The 18,216-nt window shown below is 39.1% G+C and carries 15 protein-coding genes and 1 riboswitch; of the genes, 9 read left to right on the forward strand and 6 right to left on the reverse strand.

The window, feature by feature from the left end; all coding sequences use genetic code 11:
* The first annotated feature begins 8 nt into the window (after positions 1–8).
* Both nhaD and lysC read left to right on the forward strand, forming a co-directional pair.
* Complete coding sequence (gene nhaD, locus DK924_RS05290) at positions 9–1,256, forward strand: sodium:proton antiporter NhaD (RefSeq protein WP_109874512.1); 1,248 nt, start codon at positions 9–11, stop codon at positions 1,254–1,256.
* 98 nt (positions 1,257–1,354) lie between these two features.
* A riboswitch (Lysine riboswitch) is annotated at positions 1,355–1,527 on the forward strand.
* A gap of 75 nt (positions 1,528–1,602) precedes the next feature.
* Entirely contained in the window at positions 1,603–2,994 is a 1,392-nt protein-coding gene (gene lysC / locus DK924_RS05295) for a lysine-sensitive aspartokinase 3 (protein WP_181388747.1), read from the forward strand.
* Here the strand turns inward: lysC and DK924_RS05300 are convergent.
* Entirely contained in the window at positions 2,968–3,726 is a 759-nt protein-coding gene (locus DK924_RS05300; RefSeq protein ID WP_109874513.1) for a 4'-phosphopantetheinyl transferase superfamily protein, read from the reverse strand. The genes lysC and DK924_RS05300 overlap by 27 nt on opposite strands.
* A gap of 166 nt (positions 3,727–3,892) precedes the next feature.
* On the opposite strand from DK924_RS05300, the gene DK924_RS05305 reads away from it, so the two are divergent.
* The gene (locus tag DK924_RS05305) at positions 3,893–5,215 is read left to right on the forward strand and encodes a sodium-dependent transporter (protein ID WP_109874514.1); all 1,323 of its coding nucleotides are present in this window, start codon (positions 3,893–3,895) and stop codon (positions 5,213–5,215) included.
* 85 nt (positions 5,216–5,300) lie between these two features.
* On the opposite strand, the gene DK924_RS05310 is transcribed toward DK924_RS05305, so the two are convergent.
* Both DK924_RS05310 and DK924_RS05315 read right to left on the reverse strand, forming a co-directional pair.
* A complete protein-coding gene (locus DK924_RS05310) occupies positions 5,301–6,281 on the reverse strand; it encodes a 2-hydroxyacid dehydrogenase (protein WP_109874515.1) in 981 nt (326 codons plus the stop codon).
* A gap of 62 nt (positions 6,282–6,343) precedes the next feature.
* Positions 6,344–6,883 (reverse strand): glutathione peroxidase, encoded by a 540-nt coding sequence (locus tag DK924_RS05315; protein ID WP_109874516.1) that lies wholly within the window; start codon positions 6,881–6,883, stop codon positions 6,344–6,346.
* Positions 6,884–7,003: 120 nt separating this feature from the next.
* Here DK924_RS05315 and DK924_RS05320 point away from each other — a divergent pair, with 120 nt between their 5' ends.
* Positions 7,004–7,885 (forward strand): NAD(P)-dependent oxidoreductase, encoded by an 882-nt coding sequence (locus tag DK924_RS05320; protein ID WP_109874517.1) that lies wholly within the window; start codon positions 7,004–7,006, stop codon positions 7,883–7,885.
* A gap of 212 nt (positions 7,886–8,097) precedes the next feature.
* Here the strand turns inward: DK924_RS05320 and sbcB are convergent, their stop codons facing one another.
* Positions 8,098–9,543: an exodeoxyribonuclease I gene (gene sbcB, locus DK924_RS05325; protein ID WP_109874518.1), complete on the reverse strand. Its 1,446-nt coding sequence runs from the start codon at positions 9,541–9,543 to the stop codon at positions 8,098–8,100.
* 249 nt (positions 9,544–9,792) lie between these two features.
* On the opposite strand from sbcB, the gene DK924_RS05330 reads away from it, so the two are divergent.
* Entirely contained in the window at positions 9,793–10,605 is an 813-nt protein-coding gene (locus DK924_RS05330; RefSeq protein ID WP_109874519.1) for an alpha/beta fold hydrolase, read from the forward strand.
* Between the two features lie 170 nt (positions 10,606–10,775).
* Here DK924_RS05330 and DK924_RS05335 read toward each other — a convergent pair whose 3' ends face one another.
* The gene (locus tag DK924_RS05335) at positions 10,776–12,908 is read right to left on the reverse strand and encodes a pre-peptidase C-terminal domain-containing protein (RefSeq protein WP_109874520.1); all 2,133 of its coding nucleotides are present in this window, start codon (positions 12,906–12,908) and stop codon (positions 10,776–10,778) included.
* Between the two features lie 488 nt (positions 12,909–13,396).
* On the opposite strand from DK924_RS05335, the gene DK924_RS05340 reads away from it, so the two are divergent.
* Together DK924_RS05340 and DK924_RS05345 are read left to right on the forward strand one after the other, a co-directional pair.
* The gene (locus DK924_RS05340; protein ID WP_010390319.1) at positions 13,397–13,735 is read left to right on the forward strand and encodes a hypothetical protein; all 339 of its coding nucleotides are present in this window, start codon (positions 13,397–13,399) and stop codon (positions 13,733–13,735) included.
* The gene (locus DK924_RS05345; RefSeq protein ID WP_109874521.1) at positions 13,728–15,071 is read left to right on the forward strand and encodes an SPFH domain-containing protein; all 1,344 of its coding nucleotides are present in this window, start codon (positions 13,728–13,730) and stop codon (positions 15,069–15,071) included. Before DK924_RS05340 ends, DK924_RS05345 begins: the two co-directional genes overlap by 8 nt.
* A 76-nt stretch (positions 15,072–15,147) precedes the next feature.
* Here the strand turns inward: DK924_RS05345 and DK924_RS05350 are convergent, their stop codons facing one another.
* Entirely contained in the window at positions 15,148–15,393 is a 246-nt protein-coding gene (locus tag DK924_RS05350; protein ID WP_054201077.1) for a hypothetical protein, read from the reverse strand.
* Between the two features lie 348 nt (positions 15,394–15,741).
* On the opposite strand from DK924_RS05350, the gene DK924_RS05355 reads away from it, so the two are divergent.
* Both DK924_RS05355 and DK924_RS05360 read left to right on the forward strand, forming a co-directional pair.
* Entirely contained in the window at positions 15,742–17,040 is a 1,299-nt protein-coding gene (locus DK924_RS05355; protein WP_109874522.1) for a porin, read from the forward strand.
* A gap of 195 nt (positions 17,041–17,235) precedes the next feature.
* A complete protein-coding gene (locus DK924_RS05360; protein ID WP_010390313.1) occupies positions 17,236–18,162 on the forward strand; it encodes a LysR substrate-binding domain-containing protein in 927 nt (308 codons plus the stop codon).
* Positions 18,163–18,216: the final 54 nt, after the last annotated feature.

Genomic DNA, 18,216 nt, shown 5'->3' on the forward strand with positions numbered 1-18,216 from the left:
TTAATATCATGGTTTCCTCGATTATCCTGACGCTGATAGCGATTGCATTCTTGCTTATCGTTATTGAGGATGTGATTCACGTAAACAAAGCCAAAACGACATTATTTTTTGGTACACTTTGTTGGATTATCTCCTTTATTTTTCCTCTTAATGGGCAAAGCCCTGAAACGATTCAAACCCTCCTTGACCACAATATTTTAGAAATTGCTTCCTTATGGCTGTTTTTAATGGCCGCAATGACCTTTGTTGCCTATTTAAACTCCAAAGGACTCATCGAAAATGTTGTGAACCGGATAATGCCAACCAGCATTAGTGAACGAAAGCTAATGTTTTTGGTAGGGTGTTTTGCATTTGTATTTTCATCTATCTCCGACAACGTAACAGCTACACTGATCTCCTTGGCTGTTATAATGTCATTAAAGCTTGAAGCCAAAAAACTAGTTAAGTACGCCACCTTAATTGTATTTGCAGTGAACTCAGGGGGTGTATCACTTATCACAGGTGATGTAACCACACTTATGATTTTCCTTGATGGTAAAGTGACTATTAGTCACTTATTATTGTTAATTGTGCCTGCATTATTAAGCGTATTATTACTGGCTACTTTATTATCAATTGGTATGAACAAACAGTTAGAGTTTAAAAAGACTAAATTTAAACGCATTGAAAAAACCGACATTACTATCGCTGTTATTTTCTTCACTACCGTTATTTCTACCCTTACTTTAAGTGTTTTATATAGTGTGCCGCCGTTACTTACCTTTTTACTCGGCCTATCTATTATGTTTTTAGTCGCACAATTTTTAATGCGCAAAAAAGATATCAATAAAGATATGATCGACTTTATACGTGACATAGAGTACGACACCTTACTGTTTTTCGTAGGGGTGTTATTACTTGTTGGCGCATTAAAAGAAGTGGGCGTGCTAAGCCAATTTACGAACCTGTATACAGTGATGGCGCCAGAGTACGCTAACTACTTAATGGGTATTTTATCGGCCGGTGTTGATAACGTGCCACTAACGGCTGCGTTACTAAAAGCCGACATTGTAATGAGTCAACAGCATTGGTTGTCGTTTACGTATGCAACCGGTGTGGGTGGTTCAATGCTGATCATTGGTTCGGCGGCTGGTATTATTGCTATGAGTAAGGTTAAAGAACTTACTTTTGCAAGTTACCTTCGTTTGTCGTTGTATTTGTTAGTGTGTTACACCTTTGGTTATGCTGGCTCTTACTTTATGGGTAGTTTTATTTGATTTTATAATAAAACGACTTGACAGCTAGACGTCTAAACGATAACTTTCAAAGCCGCACTCTTAGTGCGGTTTTGTTTTATTAGCCACAGGTTAATAATACATTCAGAAGAGGTGCGATACTTAGGTACTTAATGTGAGGCAACGACAGCCTGCGACCATTAAGGAGGGAAGTACTCGCCGAGGAAAATAATGGGTCGTTACCATTGTTTTTCGGTTTATGGGGCTGAATCCTCAAAACTGTCACCAATTTAGGTGGAGAGCTTCTGGCAGTAGATTTTTCTTATCTTTATTTCCTGCCAAGTTCTTCTTGTTTTATTGCGGTTTGGATGCCGCGAAAGGAGACGAAATGACTACCCAATCAGTGCCACAAAGTTCACAGTGCACAAAATCAGATTACATTGTTGCCAAATTTGGTGGCACCAGCGTTGCTAACTTTGAGGCGATGAACCGTTGTAGCGAAATCATTGTAAACGATAACAGCGTTCGAATTGTTGCAGTGAGCGCCAGCGCCGGTGTAACTAATCACTTGGTGGCACTTTGTAAAGCTGATATTGATGCCGCTGAACGTCAACAGCATGTTGACGGTGTACTTGCTATTCAGCAGGCAATTTTAACTGATCTGACCCTAGATGATGATTTAGCGCTTGGTTTTAATAACACCCTCGATGACTTCCAAACACTAGCACATCAAATACTGACAACAGAGCAACAACATGATGAGCTACTTAGCTTTGGCGAGCGTTTATCGTCGTATTTATTTACTCAAGTATTGCGCTTAAAGGGCTTAAATTCGCAGCGTTTTGATGTTCGCCAAGTGCTTAAAACTGATAGCCAATTTGGTAAAGCCACGCCTAATGTAGCCGCTACAGCGCTTGCAGCTAAAGAGCATTTAATTCCTTTACTAGAGAACACGGTTATTGTTACTCAGGGTTTTATTGGCAGTGATCAAAACAATGTCACCACCACACTGGGTCGCGGTGGCTCTGATTACAGTGCCGCCTTGTTAGCTGAAGCAATTAACGCTAAAAGTGTGCATATTTGGACCGACGTAGTGGGGATTTTTAGCACCGATCCGCGTTTGTGTGTAAAAGCCACACCTATTGCGCGTTTAAGCTTTGATGAAGCGGCAGAAATGGCCACTTTTGGCGCTAAAGTGCTGCATCCGGCTACAATTTTGCCAGCCAGTCGTAGCCATATAAATGTGTTTGTTGGCTCAAGCACAGAGCCAGAGCGAGGTGGCACCTGGATTGAACGTGAAAAATCGCAGCTACCTGGTATTCGTGCGGTCACGCAACGTAAAAACCAAATATTATTAACCCTTAAAAGCCCAGAAATGCTGTTAGCGAGTGGTTTTTTAGCGCGTATTTTTACTATTTTAAGTGAATGTAATATTTCGGTAGACCTGGTTACTACCTCTGAAATTAGTGTAGCTATTACCCTTGATAATGCGCCTAATGCATCACGCCCAGAGCTAGATCAAGAGTGCTTAGATAAACTTGCTGAGTTTTGCCATGTATCGGTTGAGAACAATTTAACCCTAGTAGCACTTATTGGGTCTGAAATTGTATTGCGTCAGCACGAAATGAATTTAATGCAGGTGTTGAGCGAATTTAACATTCGTCTTATTTGTCATGGTGCGAGTAAACACAACCTGTGCTTTTTAGTTGAGCAAAGTGAGTCTGATGCTGTGGTTCAAGCTATTCATAGCCGACTACTTGAAGGCGAGCTTGCTGCTTAACGCTTTCAATGAGATAAATGAGCACCGCCAGTCGGTGCTTTTTTTTGCCACAACGCTTATATCAAACTGCTCGTTTACATCGTTTGTTAATGCGGTGCTAGTTGCACTTAATTGCGAGTTGCCAAGCTCACAAAATACATTGGGGCTTAATAGCTGGGCAATAGGGCGGCTGGTTGCTTTTGCTAATGCTTCTTTTAAAGTCCAAAGTCTAAAAAATGTCGCCGCTTTAGCAGCTGTGCACGGTTGCTTAGTTATAAGTGCCACTTCTGCAGCATCATAAAAGTGCTTTGCGAGTTTTTCAAATGGTCGTTTTAAACTGATTTTTTCAATATCAAAACCAAATAGCGAATTATCAATATTTAGGGCCACGCCTACCAAACCATGAGAGTGTGACACACAGCAACTATACACCTGATTGTTATTTATATTTAGCTCAAGCTTACAGGTTTGTTGATTAAATTCAGAGCTGATTTTATCAAGCGTTATATTACTGCTGCTAGGTAATACACTTTTGACTAAATATTTTAGTAACAGCCGCGTTGCTACATATTCTTGCTTTGCTTGAGGCGTTTTACGACGCGCGATGACACTTAATTCAAACGGGCTTAAAAACTGTGTAAGTGTTAGCTCATCAACCTGCAATTGGCTGGCATCAAATAATAAAATGGTGTGGTTATTATTCTCAGCAAGCGGTGTTTGTAATAACTGATTGTCGAAGTAAGCTGAATTCATTATTGCTCGTTAAAAGTGAATACCGATTACATAGTTATCGTCATAAGCTGGATAGTTTGTGAGCGGTTGTTTGCTGTTATGCGCGCTAAGTACATTTTTATTACTCAGTCGCCCTTAAATATGGTTTAATTCACATTCGATAAAATAATAACAGATTTGTAGGTGTATGACACAAGTGCGTGATGGTTTTCAAAGTCGACTTGGTTTTGTATTGGCAGCAGCCGGTGCTGCGGTAGGTTTAGGCAATATATGGGGTTTTCCTACACAGGCTGCTAACCATGGTGGCGGCGCATTTTTATTGGTGTACTTTATTGTTATTTTTTTGCTAGCGCTTCCCGCGTTATACACCGAGCTGTATTTAGGCTACAAAGCCCAAGCTAATCCGGTTAAAGCCTTAGGCCAAGCATGGCAAGACCATGCGCCTAAAGTAGGCGCTGCTGCAGGTTATATAGGCTTAGCTGGCGCAATTGTCATGTTAAGCTTTTATTCAATAGTGGCAGGTTGGATGCTTTCTTACGCCATAGAGCCTATAACCACCTTTTTAGGCTTGCAGAGCTTAAGTGAGTTTTTACATAGCGACTCTATGCTACGTAATTTTATATTTACGCCACTGATGCTTATTTTAACCGCCAGTATTATTTTAAAGGGGGTTAAATCAGGAATTGAAACCTGGTCGCGCCGTTTAATGCCATTATTACTTGTTTTACTCGTTGGCCTAATTGCTTACATTGCTACCTTAGAGGGTGCCAGCGAAGGATTTGCGGCCTATTTAGTGCCTGACTTTAGTAAAATACTCGATCCCGATTTAATTATTGCCGCAATGGGGCAAGCGTTTTTCTCATTATCACTGGGTGTGGGTTGCATGATGATTTATGGCTCTTATTTAAAGCCCGGTGCTAACTTACCAAAATTGACTGCAAGTGTTGCCTTACTCGACACTAGCGTGGCATTTTTAGCTGGACTATTAATTATACCGGCTATATATGTGGCACAGTTCAATGGCGTTGAAGTATTTAGCAACGGCAAGCTAATTGGTGAAGGGCAGCTTATTTTTGCCATATTACCTGAGTTATTTGGCACCATGGGTGAAATTGGTTTATTGGTTGGCTTACTATTTTTTGTGTTGATGTCGATTGCTTCAGTTACATCAACCATTTCATCGACTGAAATTCCGGTGGCTTTTTTAGTAGAAAACCACAGTGTTGATAGAACCAAAGCAACATGGGCCGTTAGCGCCATTGTATTTATTTGTGCCAGTACTATTATTGTTAATTTTGATTGGCTATTTGGTTTGGTTATTATGGTATTTACTCAATACCAACTCCCGTTGATGGGACTGTTTTATTTTATTACAGTGGGTTGGTTATGGCAGCGCGGTAATAAGCTTCATCAGGCAAGTTCTGGTGCACATTATTGGTTTGCTCAGTACATTCGATTTGTCTGCCCAGTGCTAATGACCTTAGTATTTGCAAACGTTGCGTTTGGTTAGAATACAACAACAACTCATGTGTTATTGATAACAAAAAAAGCGAACACTATATTTTGTTCGCTTTTTTGCTTTTTGTTTAGCCGCGCTATAGCACTTCGTTTGTTAAGCTATTTCCTTGAGTAACCTCAAATGCATTTTGCAAGGTGATATTGGCAATTTCTGTAAGTGCTTCTTGGGTAAAAAAGCCTTGATGGCCGGTGATCAATACATTTTTAAAGCTCACTAAGCGAGAGAAAGTATCGTCTTGGTTTATATCGTCGCTGTGGTTTTTAAAAAACAGCTCTGATTCTTGCTCGTACACATCAAGCCCTAAATAACCTAGTTTTTGTGATTTAAGTGCCTTAATACACGCTTTACTATTAACCAATGCACCGCGCGAGGTGTTTATTAGCATAACTCCTGTTTTCATTGCTGCAAATGCGTCATCGTCTATTAAATGATGGGTGTGCTCGTTTAACGGGCAGTGCAAAGAAATAATATCGCTTTGTGTAAGCAGGGTGTTTAAATCAGTAATTGTGTAATTACCAGCTTGTGCATTAGGATCGCATACTAAAATGTGAGCGCCGAAACCGGTTAATATATTACACAATGCTTGGCCAATTTTACCGCAGCCAATAATACCCACCGTTTTATTATGTAAGTTAAAGCCAAGTAAGCCGTTTAAGTCAAAATTGTCTTCACGTACGCGGTTATAAGCTTTATGGGTTTTACGGCTAAGCGTAAGCATAAGTGCAATACAATGCTCTGCGACTGCTTCAGGGCTGTAAGCCGGAACGCGAAGAACACGCATACCATGTTGTTTAGCAGCGGCTAAATCTACATTATTAAAACCCGCACAGCGCAGTAAAATGGTGTTAACCCCAAATATAGCCAGTTGCTCAATAACCTCTTTATCTACCGAATCGTTTACAAATACGCATACCGCATCAAATTCTTTAGCTAAAACCGCAGTGTGCGCCGATAAACTTTGCTCAAAATAGGTAATAGCGATGTTAGAAAAGCCAGTTAAGCTTTGTTCGAAAAAAGGGCGCTCGTATTTTTGAGCACTAAAAAAAGCAATCTTCATTTATTACAATCCAACTAATCTAGTTACATCAACCATAAACCATTTTTATTATACATGCCTTATCACTTTAATATTGCTGTGGTATTAAAACGACTATTTGCTGTTTTTATAATCGGTGTTGCCTCTAAACTACTTCTAATTACACTATGAAGTGACTCCGGTTTAGTGCGCGGCGCATAACGTGCAATTAGTTGTCCTTGGGCATTAACTAAAAACTTAGTAAAGTTCCACTTTATTGCACGGTTTTGTGCAATTCCACGCGTATGTGATTTTAAATAACTAAACAAGGGGTGCGTATCGGGGCCATTCACCATAACCTTATCAAATACTTCAAAATTAATTGCAAAGTGTTTTTGATAGTAGTCTTTTATTGCCATACCCTCTAATGGTTCGTTTTTATCAAACTGATTACATGGAAAAGCCAGAATAGTAAACCCATCGCTTTTGTATTGTTGGTATAGCTTTTCAAGCGCACATAATTGCGCCGAAAAATGACATTTGCTTGCTGTATTTACAATAAGAACCGTTTTTCCTTTTAACTGGCTCAAAGGAAAATCACTGTTATTACAAAGTAGTGCGTTAAATTGATAAATGCTATCCATAGATTACCTACCTAATTTCCTTATGCGGGAAATTTTAAAAGACTTTCATTCGCTTTTTTAGCGGCCGATTGACATAATCGAGCTTATGTTTCTAAGTTATCAGTTAAATAGGTCATTTTTATGTCAGTTAAAATTGCATTTATAGGTTTAGGCGTAATGGGTTACCCAATGGCGGGGCATTTAGCAAAAGCAGGGTACAGCGTATGTGTTTATAACCGCACAGCAGCTAAAGCACAAAAATGGGTCGAAGATTTTAACGGCAGCTTTGCACCTACTCCGCGTGAGGCAGCAAGCGGTGCCGATATGGTATTTATGTGTGTAGGTAATGACGACGATTTACGTTCAGTAGTATACGGTAATGACGGTGTGCTAGCAGGCATGCACGAAAACACAATTTTAATCGACCACACAACTACCTCAGCAGAAGTGGCACGTGAAGTTGCGGCAAAAGCGGCTTTACAGCATATCGACTTTATTGATGCGCCGGTATCGGGCGGTCAAGCTGGCGCTGAAAATGGGGTGTTAACCATAATGGCGGGTGGTAACGAAGCGGTATTTGCTAAAGCACAACCTATCATGGCGGCATTTAGCCGTTTTAGTCAGCTTTTAGGCGAAGCGGGCTCAGGGCAATTATGTAAAATGGTTAATCAAATTTGTATTGCAGGTGTAGTGCAAGGATTAGCTGAGGGCTTACATTTTGCTAAACAAGCAGGGCTTGATGGCGAAAAAGTAATAGAAACCATTTCTAAAGGCGCAGCCGGTTCGTGGCAAATGGAAAACCGCTACAAAACAATGTGGGCAGGCGAGTACGAATTTGGTTTTGCCGTAGATTGGATGCGCAAAGATTTAGGCATTGCCCTTGATGAAGCTAAAAATAACGGTGCAACACTGCCAATGACCGCCACGGTTGATCAATATTACGCTGATGTACAAGCTCTGGGCGGCGGACGATACGATACTTCAAGCTTATTAGCACGTATCGAAGCAATGCATAAAAAGTAATGTAATTGGTAAAAGTAAATTATTCACAAAGAGGATAAGAGACGCTGCGCTTTTAGAGGAAGTGATAAACATAAAAAATGAATGTTGGTTTTATGTTTTCTCATTTACCTCTCTTGTTGAGATAGTTTTATGGTTTTTTACCTAGTAACAAAAAACGCGACACTTTTTTGCTAAAGGGTCGCGTTTTTATGCATTATATAAACTACAGTAAATTACATGCTTTGCGCGTAGTTATATAAGGCTTTTAAAATTGTTAGATTTTTTTCGCTGTCATCATGTTCATGCGCTAAGTTTTCAAGGGTGATCATAAAATCTTGTGCGCTGATTGATGGCTGATCTTCGCCATGCATTAACTTGCTTTGGCAATATTGACGCCATTGATCAAGCTCTTGCTGGTTGAGCGTTTGTGGCCAGTTACGGGCGCGGTACCTAAATAGCAAAGTATTAAATTTAGGATCTTCAAATTTAAGTTTTAAGCTTGCTAAGTCTTCTGGCTTTGCATCACGAATAATCGCAAATTTAGCTTTATCAGCATGGCTAGTAAAGCCATCATATAATAAATAATCTACGTTCGTGGTCGCGCTGTAATCGCCTTGCTCATTAAATACCTCAGTGACTTTATCACGTAGCTCGGTATTGGCTTTTAAAATGGCTAAATTAGCCAAGCATTGTTCACGGTCAATACCCAAGCGAGCAGCGTTTTCAGGCAGTAGCGTTTTAGCTGGCGCTAAAATAGGGCACTTATTTAAATGCACTAATTTTAAACCTACCGGTAAATCACCCTCCGCTAAATCTATACGTTTGGTGTATAAACGCTCGCGTAATTGCTCTACATTTAAATCAAGTAACACCTGCGGGTTTTGGGTTAAATCAAAACAAATAACTGCGTTTTTATTTACCGGGTGAAAACTCATTGGTGCCACCCAGGTAGTACAGCCTTGGGTTGCTGGAATACGAGACGAGGTGTGCACTAATGGGGTCATATTAAATACATCAACCATTTCAGCGAGTGCTTTTTTACCACGAAGGCTAAAAAAGAAGTGATACAGCTTAGGCTGCTTTTCTTTTATTAATTTAGCCAGTGCAATGGTAGCCGTTACATCACTTAATGCATCGTGCGCAGCGGCATGTTCAATACCATTAGCGACAGTTAAATGCTCAAGCTTAAAGCTAGGGCTGCCATCTTCTTTTAATGGCCACTCAATACCCTCAGGGCGCAGTGCATAGCAGGCACGCACTAAATCTATAATATCCCAACGACTGTTATTGTTTTTATATTCACGTTCGTACGGGTCGTAAAAGTTACGATAAAAGCTATATCGGCTTACTTCATCATCAAAGCGAATACTGTTATAACCAGCCACACAGGTATTGGGCACGCTAAATTCTGCATGAATTTTTGCAATAAATTCAGCCTCAACTAAGCCTTTTTGCATCGCCACTTGTGGGGTAATACCGGTAATTAAACACGCTTCAGGATGCGGTAAATAATCCGCTTGTGGCTTACAGTACTCAATAAGCGGCTCGCCAATAATATTTAAATCAAGATCGGTGCGTACACCTGCAAATTGGCTCGGCTTATCTTTCTGTGGGCTCGCCCCCCAGGTCTCGTAGTCGTGCCAATAGATTGTTGCTTGATTTTGCTCTTGATAAGCCATTAAAAAACCCTATAAGTTAGCTTGAAACGGTTTATATACCGCCAAGTTACTAAATTTATGAATTATTTAGATTATGGCATAGGGTCACAGAGGTTTATAGGTTTGAATAGGGAAATCTATTAGTCAAAACATGATTTAAGGGTGATTGACGTGATTATTTATTTCTGAGGTTCTGTGATAGAGAATTTATTTATAAACATAGTGCTTAATGTTATAACTTAAGCCAACACTCCATATTCTTTCAACAATATGAAACTAATAATAAAAACGATTCTATTTTGGGTATTAATCACCTCTACCGCTGTGTTTGCTGAGCTTGCTAAAGTTAAAGTAAATGGCTTTGATATTGAATATGAAATGGTGGGTAGTGGCAAACACACTGTTTTACTGGAGGCGGGTGGCTCTGCAGGGCTTAGTGATTGGGATCCCATTTATAACTCGCTTACTAAGTATGCAAAAGTAATTCGCTATTCTCGAATTGGCAATGGCGGCTCAGCGCAAATAAAGAAAAACTATAGCTCAGAGCAGTATGCTACTGAGGCTTTACTATTACTTAAAGCGTTAAAAATTGAAGAACCAGTAGTTTATGTGGCGCATTCTTATGGTGCTTATATCGCAAGGGTATTTGCAGCAAGTTACCCCGATAACATTAAAGCGTTAATGTTAATTGAACCTGCCTCAGAGCATGATGTTGATATTATGCGTAAGATTGATTTACCGCGCGCTGAAAAAGAAATTGCCGCTATAAAACGTGATGATATGAAAAATGGCATGTCGAATCAGTATTTAGACTTTTGGTCGAAGCGACCTCTGCCCGATTATCCACAAATAGCAGATATTCCCGTTACGGTTATTGCCTCAGTTAAAAAATATGAAAATCCATCGGTGTTATTTTTTACTGAAAAAGGGCGTGAAATGTGGGGAGAACTGCATTCAAACTGGGCTAATGCTTTTCCTCAAGGTGAGATAGTGCTAACCAGTAAAAGTTACCACTATCCACAAAATGATGAGCCAGAAATGGTAGTTAAACAAGTTTTGAAGCTATTATCACGCACTCAATAGCGAGATCGGATTATGTTTTTTAATAACGACTAACTATGAGTTCTTTTTGTAATAGGTGGTATTTTTTATTTATTGTGATGTTTATTACGCCTGCATTAAAAGAGTAAATTAAAACCAAATAAAAAGCACTACAGGTTCACTACAGTGCTTTTTTAGGGGAATGATATTATTTATTTTGCAGTTGCAACAAGCTTAACCCAATCGTAATTAGTGACACCTAACAAGCCGATTTGTAATGTCTGGCCTGAACTCACTTCTAAGATACAACTTTCATTGTTGTCTTTGTTGTTCGATAAGCAATCATATTGTGTTTTTGTTACCGCTGCATCCGCTCGAACATAGAGGTTAGTATTTCCCTCGCCACCCAATGTTTTTATGTTTACAGTGGTTGCGCCTGTAGGTACTACATAACTATAGCGCTGCCAAAAATCTGGAAATCCATAAGCACGAGACGTTAATACGCGAGTGTCATTATCTGTAGGTGGTGCGCTATTTTCATAATTAGCCAGGATAGTTACGTTTTGATAGCTGTTATACGCTTTAAGCATAATGTAAAAACGACCTTCTCCTTGACTTATATTACAGCTTTCATTGTTACCATTTCTAAATGGGCGGCAGTCGTAATTATTTGTGCTTGGCACTGTACTCTTTTTAACATAGAGGTCTGCATCACCTGAACCACCCGTTATGTCGATTGAGATGTTAGTGCTATTTGCAGGTACATCAATATAGTAAATAGTCTCTTGATTTAATGCTGCACTTTGGCCTGTTAATGCTTGCCCTTTAGTTAATTCAACTTCTGTTGGTGAGCCATTTGAAACACTAATCGTTTGGGTTAGCGTGTTTGTATTATTGTTACTATCTTGCACCGTAACAGAGACGTCGTAATCACCCTCAGATACAAAATTATGCACTACAGTTGCACCTGTATCGGTTTGATTATCGCCAAAGTTCCAACTATAGCTATTGATAGTACCTGCTGAGCTGGAGCTTGTTGCATCAAAATTACACTGTAATTGCTCACAGCTGTATTCAAAACGTGCGGTAGGTGGCAGTGGTGTATTACCGTCGTTATCGCCAACAGGCACTGTGTTATTAAAGTAAGTTGCGACTTGGGGCCAAATCTTACTTATTTTGGCGCCTTTATTGTAGCATCCGCCTAAATGATGAAGTGCAATAACACGATTACTTGATGCTGCAACAACAGGAGAACCAGAAGAGCCGCCTATAGTGTCACAATAGTATCCAATATCAGTATTACTTCCACGCCCATTCGTTGAGGGGGCATTAACTTGGCACAAACCATTGGTGTCTTGATCCGATTCTATAGACAGCTCCTTAGGATTACCTGAACCATGTTGCGGAATATAAATACGTTCACTTTGCTGTGCGTTTCGCACATCAAGCCCTAAGTAACCAAACTGTTCAATATTGGCAAAGTCATTAACACTAAATAGGGTGTAATCTAACGTGTAGTCAGTTTTAAAAAACTCTTTACCTGTTACTTTTACAATAGTTTCTCTGGTTGTCCCATTACAACTTTTATTTTGGTAGTTAAACCACACTTCTGTAGAGGCAAGCTCAGATGCAGTCTCTATACAGTGGTTATTGGTAAATAACTTATTATCGCTGCCAACGCGCCAACCGGTACATAAGCTGCGGCCACCAATTACTAAGCGTGCTACCGGGCGGCTGCGGTCAAACTCTGTTGGGTTGGAATTAGCCCAACACTGCACGTCTTTGCGCTCATTAATACCGCAGGTAGACAAAGGGGCAGGTTTATTTTGTTGGTTGATATTTATATTGGCGCTTTCAGTGCCGTAATAATAGCTATCAATAACACCAAACTGGTGTTGCTGCTTACTGTTTTTTGGATCAGGGTAATATTCAATGATAACGCTGTCATTTGAAACCGACATAGAAGAAAATGAATGCACACCATCATCTCCGTTTAAGCTATCGATTGTTGCAGCGTCCATATTATTACTACTATATTCATAACGCTCTGAGTTGTCTTCGCTTCTAACGACTAACTTTGCGTCACCATTTAGATCTACTTGGCTAAAATGTAGCTTTATGTAATCAGCATTAGGGTGCGATACAGTTTGAGTAATTACAGGACCTTGTGTTGTTTCGATTGTAAATTGCCTAGAAAGATTTACATGGGTATTAGCGTGTTTGGCAATTGTGGTTTTTTTTGCTTCTTGAGTGTGTTGTAAAATAGTGAGCTCATCGATTGCAGCAAAACTGTATTGTGCATAGGTAGCTGTAGCGAGCAATGCTGCGTATTTACATTTTTTCATCTTTATATCCTTTTTCACTAATAAGTGGTTTGATGTAACGTAAATGATCAACTGCATGCCCATATGATTTAATTTTGAGCAAATAATCAGTACCTAATTTACATACTAAGGGTAGGCCGCATTTTGATCTTCGCCAGAAAAAATTTAAATATTTTTAACTTTACTCGGAAACTATTGCATTTTTCACTTTGAAATCAGCTTATTTTAAAAAGGATAAATGGCTTAATATTCAATATGAAAGTTTGAACAGAAGATGTTTACCGTTGACTCTAAGCGGCTGTCACCCACACTCACTAAAAGTAACATTGTTGATGTTGAGACTTCAGATATTAAACTTTTCTATTTTAATTTTTACAAAAATATACAAGAGCCAAGTATTAATTCTGTTATTTGGGTCGTTATTCTGTAAAATTATCGGCTTAACATTTGTGATTTAATAGTTACATTTGTTGTTAGGGTTAATTATTCAATTAATATAAGCAGACGTTATGATTTTTTATATTATTGGGTTAAGTACGCTTGTTATTATTTTGTGTGTGGCGCTTTATGTGATTTACAGCAATGTACGTAAGAGCCGAGTAAGAAAGTCAAAAGAATATAATGTGTTATTCGATAAAGACACCATCATTGATGATCTTATTGCTCAACTTAGCGAGAAAAACCAAACCCAAGAAAACCAGGAAAAAACAATTAAAGGCAAACAAGAGATCCTTGCAACATTTATAGATTTGCATCGATCGGGTAGTTTTTGTGCGCATTTAAGCGAACAAGAAATTACGTATTTTGTTAAAAAGAAACTAAACATGGAGAGTACTAAAAATGGATAGCGAGCAACAAACAGTCGCTGAGGCAAAAAACACTTCATTTATGGCGCGTTTTGGTCGTCGTAATGTGATTTTAATAACATCCGTTGTTGTGGTGTTAGCAGTTATTGCAACATTAACTTCGCAGGTTATTTCATGGAATGAAGCCGATGAACGGTTAGTTCATCAGTCAGCTTTTACTGGTAATTTAACGGTAATAAATCAAGCGGGCCCCTACTTAAAAGCATTTGGTACCACATCTGCCTATAAAAAAGTTATTTCAATTAACTTTACCGGCGATAGCAGTGCAACAGCGAGTGCCATTGTACCACTCATTCCTATTCGATTCTTAGATACCACGACAGGTGGCGCCAGAGGAGTATCACGTTTTAGATTACCTGGTAATGTACCGGCAAGTGAGTCGGGCGCTTTACGTGGATTATTAAAAATTCATGAAGAATTTGGCTCCCAAGAAACCCTGATATCTAATCTTTTAATGCGTGCCACTACAGAAAATGTAAAAGCGTCGGCACGTATGATGTCGGTTGAGCAACATTACTCAGGTGGTAATGGTCAATTAAGCCAAGATTTTTCTGATCAACTGACTAATGGCATTTTTGTTACTGAGCAAATTATTAGTACTGGCGAGCGTGACAAGTCTGACGATTTAAGCAATTTAAGTAAGCAACAACGCGTTACCATTAATATAAAGAAAGATGCTGAAGGTAAGCCGCTGCGTAATGCACCTATTTTAGGCTCTTACGGCATCACGGTGGTTGATGCGAGTATTATTGATATTGATTACGAAAATAAGGTAAATGCGCGCTTAGAGGCGCAAAAGCAAGCTGCAGCAGATGAAGCGCTTGCAAGACAAAACCTTAAAAAGGCAGAGCAACAAGCACGTACAGAAGTTGCATTAGGCGAACAAGCGATTGCAAAGCAAAGAGCTGAGTCTGAAAAGCTAAAAATTAAAGAGCAAATTGATGCAGAGCGAATAAAAGCCAATGCGATTATTTCTGCACAACAGCGTGTTGCAGTGAAGGCTGAGCTTGCAAAAGAGCAAGAAGAAATTTTAAAACAGCAACGCTTAGAAGCTTTAGGCATGGATGTATTAGCTGAAGCACGTTTACGCGCAAAGTCAGCAGCACTTGATCCTAAATATGTGTTTGATGAAACACTTAAAGCAGAAGTTAAAATTCAAACGGCTTTATTTAATAGCTTAGGTAACAGCCGCTTAGTGCCTGAAATTGTTATAGGTGCGGGTCAAGGCGAACAAAACAATGGCTCTGAATTTATGCGTTTGTTGGCTGCAGATGCGGCTTTGAGTCTTAAAAAGCGTTTAGAAAAAGAGAAAAAATAAACGTTAAAAATCATTAAAAAGCCCTAGCTTTAATTGCTAGGGCTTTTTTTGTGGTATCGCTTTTTAAACGGTGGGATTAAAATTTAGGGCACAAAGCGTGGCTAAAGCCTTTTTCGGTTAGCAAAAAAGCGGCGCTTGGCGTCGAAAATATATATTCTTCATGAAGAAGAAACGCGATTGTTCCTTTTATTTGCTCACCTTGATGATCTGAGGCATCGCTAATTAATTGTTCAGGATCTAACTGACTTGGAGTTGGAAAGTTATTATAAAGATGTTTAAAAATTAACGTAGCAATTGTGTTAAAGGTATCGTTATTTTTCATTTTTTGAGCGTCCTCAATTTATATATGTAGCAGCAAACTGGCTGTTTTAAATATGATTTCTCAAATAATAACACATTAAAAATAGGTACATGATCATCCTGCTATTTTTTAAGCTTTAATTTTGCAAGCTACTGCTTTTATTTATTAAAATGATGATTAATTGTCATGCTTACCCTGCTAAAAAGTAGTTTGTGTGTTGCTGGTGTGTTGCGCAAAATCACAAAGTGTAATTGAAGAGTTGTAAAAATACGTTATCATTGTAAAACAACATGTAAAATCAAGCAGGTACTTAGCTCACGCTGACCAAGTTCGAGTTAATAATATCAACAAGGCAAGCAAGGACAAATTATGACACCTATGAAACCTTTAGCACTAGCAGTGGCTATGGTTGTTTTTTCACATCAGGCACATGCAGATACAGATCTTGATAAAGTAAAGCAGCAATTAAGCAGCTTACAAAAACAAGTGGAAATGCTGCAAAAGCAACTTGCGAAAGCAGAGCAAAAAAGTGAAAAATCAATCGAACGCACCATTGAAGTGAAAGAAGATACAGCTGAAGTTAAAGTAGCTAAACATAAACACAAGCCTCAGGGAATTAAAGTTGGTGGTGCTGTTCGAACCAACTACAGCCATACTTCGTATGATGACGATAATAAAAATCGCGGCGGCGATTTTGACTTTGATATTTTTCGCTTAAATTTCTCAGGCGACGTTGGTGATGTAAAATTAAACGCTGAAATTCGCTTTTTTGATTATATGACCGCTGTTAAATACGCTTATGCAGCTTACGATTTTGCTGATGATTGGCAAGTTCAAGCAGGTATTACCAAGGTTCCTTTTGGTAACTGGCCATACAATTCACATAACTACTTTTTCAGCACTAACTATTATGTTGGCCTTGAAGACGACCACGATTTAGGGGTGTTATTTAAGCGTAAGATTGCTGATAACTGGCAGCTTGATTTGGGCTTTTTCAAAAATGATGAATTAGGTGGTGTTGATGGTTATGTAGATAACCGCAGCGATCGCTATTCTTACGATATTGTTGGCTTTAGAGAAGCTGGGGATGGTGTTTATGCCGAGCCAACTAATGCTATAGGCGAGTACAATACGTTCTCAGGTCGTTACGGCTACCACCTAGAACATGAAGGTGGTAAAACTGAAATAGGTGTGTCGGCACTCGCTGGTGGCTTGCATGATGGTGTTGACCGCGCAGGAGACTACAACGCGTGGGCATTACATTTAAACAGTAATATGGGCCCTTGGAACTTACAACTTCAACACGGTGAATATAACTACGATATTGATAACGTAAACCGTATTGCTGTGGGCGCTTACTCGTTTTACGACAGCATGGCGGCAGAGGCAACAATGTCGAGTGCAAACGTAGCATACAGCGTGCCGGTACAATGGGGCGCGGTAACAAACTTACAGTTTTATAACGACTATAGTGCTATTTACGACAAATCAGACAACAGCAGAGATACGTGGATGAACGTAACCGGTTTCTCGGTAGCTGCTGGTGGTTTATTTACTTACTTTGACTTAGTTCATGGTAAAAATATGCCATTTGTTGGTGGTTCATTAGCGGGCGATAGCAGCGAAACTGAGCGTCGCTTTAACATTAATATTGGCTATTACTTCTAAACCAATATTCAAAGCACACGTCTACATATTGGGCGTGTGCTTATATGTCTTCACAAACTAATTAATTACCCACACTAAAACCCTTACCAAATTTGTAATTAATTAACTCAATGTTTAAAAATATATTTAGTACTTACTTTTACCTTCAATGGATTGGTTATTAGTTTCTTTGATAGAAACGCAGTAGGAAATTATATGAAAATTAGTCCATTGCCACCGCTAAACAGTCTAGTCGCATTTGAAGCATCCGCTCGACACCTAAGTTTTACTCTTGCAGCAAATGAGCTTAACGTTACTCAAGGTGCGATAAGTCGTCAAATACGACAGTTAGAAGAGTATTTAGGTAAAGCCTTATTTACTCGTGCAAGCCGCAGTATTCATTTAACCTCAGCTGGTCTGCAGTATTATCAGTCTATAAGTCGCTCCTTATTAGATATTGCAGATATAACAGGAGAGGTAAAAAAATGGCAAGGGGATAAAAAAGTAACCGTAGCGACAACTAATGCAATGGCATCCTTGTGGTTATTGCCAAAAGTTGCTGAGTTTCAAAATCAATATGATGACATTGATTTAAGAATATTAGCGTCTGATAATGTAGTTGATTTAAACCGTTTAGAATGCGATTTAGCATTGTTTTTTTGTCGCACGCCTCCAGCTAATATGAAGGTGACCACTTTGTTTTGCGAAGAAGTGTTTCCAGTTTGTAGTCCTGGCTATCTTGAAAAAATTGGTAATCCGAACGATCCGAAAGATATTTTTAATAAAACAATTTTATTTTTAGACGAAACACAAATGGGATGGGTTAATTGGGATGAGTGGTTTGCAGGAGTAGGACTTGAGCAGATAGCTCCTAAAAGCCGCATTAACATAAATAATTACCCCATGTTGTTGCAAGCCTCAATTAATGGCCAAGGCATTGCATTAGCATGGGGTTCTCTGGCTGATGAATATTTACAAAGTGGTGCATTAGTGCGTCCAACCGAGCATGTATTAGCCACTGAATCTAAGTTTTCTTTACTAGAGCCAGATAACGGTGGCCGCATACCTGCGAGTGTAAAGTATTTTAGAGAATGGTTATTAACACAACTTCCTGAAGAAGTAGGTGATACCGGTTTAGTATAAATTACGCCGCAATAAAAAACCCTGCTAACTAGCAGGGTTTTTTTGTTTATTAGT

It is taken from the genome of Pseudoalteromonas sp. meg-B1, from assembly GCF_003173795.1.
Lineage (GTDB): Bacteria > Pseudomonadota > Gammaproteobacteria > Enterobacterales > Alteromonadaceae > Pseudoalteromonas > Pseudoalteromonas undina.

What these genes read in the sequence shown, in the direction of transcription:
- sbcB (WP_109874518.1), bottom strand. Translation starts at nt 9,543, where the DNA reads ATGGCTTATCAAGAGCAAAATCAAGCAACAATCTATTGGCACGACTAC.
- DK924_RS05310 (WP_109874515.1), bottom strand. Translation starts at nt 6,281, where the DNA reads ATGAAGATTGCTTTTTTTAGTGCTCAAAAATACGAGCGCCCTTTTTTC.
- DK924_RS05360 (WP_010390313.1), top strand. Translation starts at nt 17,236, where the DNA reads ATGAAAATTAGTCCATTGCCACCGCTAAACAGTCTAGTCGCATTTGAA.
- DK924_RS05340 (WP_010390319.1), top strand. Translation starts at nt 13,397, where the DNA reads ATGATTTTTTATATTATTGGGTTAAGTACGCTTGTTATTATTTTGTGT.
- DK924_RS05330 (WP_109874519.1), top strand. Translation starts at nt 9,793, where the DNA reads ATGAAACTAATAATAAAAACGATTCTATTTTGGGTATTAATCACCTCT.
- DK924_RS05300 (WP_109874513.1), bottom strand. Translation starts at nt 3,726, where the DNA reads ATGAATTCAGCTTACTTCGACAATCAGTTATTACAAACACCGCTTGCT.
- DK924_RS05315 (WP_109874516.1), bottom strand. Translation starts at nt 6,883, where the DNA reads ATGGATAGCATTTATCAATTTAACGCACTACTTTGTAATAACAGTGAT.
- DK924_RS05345 (WP_109874521.1), top strand. Translation starts at nt 13,728, where the DNA reads ATGGATAGCGAGCAACAAACAGTCGCTGAGGCAAAAAACACTTCATTT.
- DK924_RS05335 (WP_109874520.1), bottom strand. Translation starts at nt 12,908, where the DNA reads ATGAAAAAATGTAAATACGCAGCATTGCTCGCTACAGCTACCTATGCA.
- DK924_RS05320 (WP_109874517.1), top strand. Translation starts at nt 7,004, where the DNA reads ATGTCAGTTAAAATTGCATTTATAGGTTTAGGCGTAATGGGTTACCCA.
- DK924_RS05305 (WP_109874514.1), top strand. Translation starts at nt 3,893, where the DNA reads ATGACACAAGTGCGTGATGGTTTTCAAAGTCGACTTGGTTTTGTATTG.
- DK924_RS05350 (WP_054201077.1), bottom strand. Translation starts at nt 15,393, where the DNA reads ATGAAAAATAACGATACCTTTAACACAATTGCTACGTTAATTTTTAAA.
- DK924_RS05355 (WP_109874522.1), top strand. Translation starts at nt 15,742, where the DNA reads ATGACACCTATGAAACCTTTAGCACTAGCAGTGGCTATGGTTGTTTTT.
- nhaD (WP_109874512.1), top strand. Translation starts at nt 9, where the DNA reads ATGGTTTCCTCGATTATCCTGACGCTGATAGCGATTGCATTCTTGCTT.
- lysC (WP_181388747.1), top strand. Translation starts at nt 1,603, where the DNA reads ATGACTACCCAATCAGTGCCACAAAGTTCACAGTGCACAAAATCAGAT.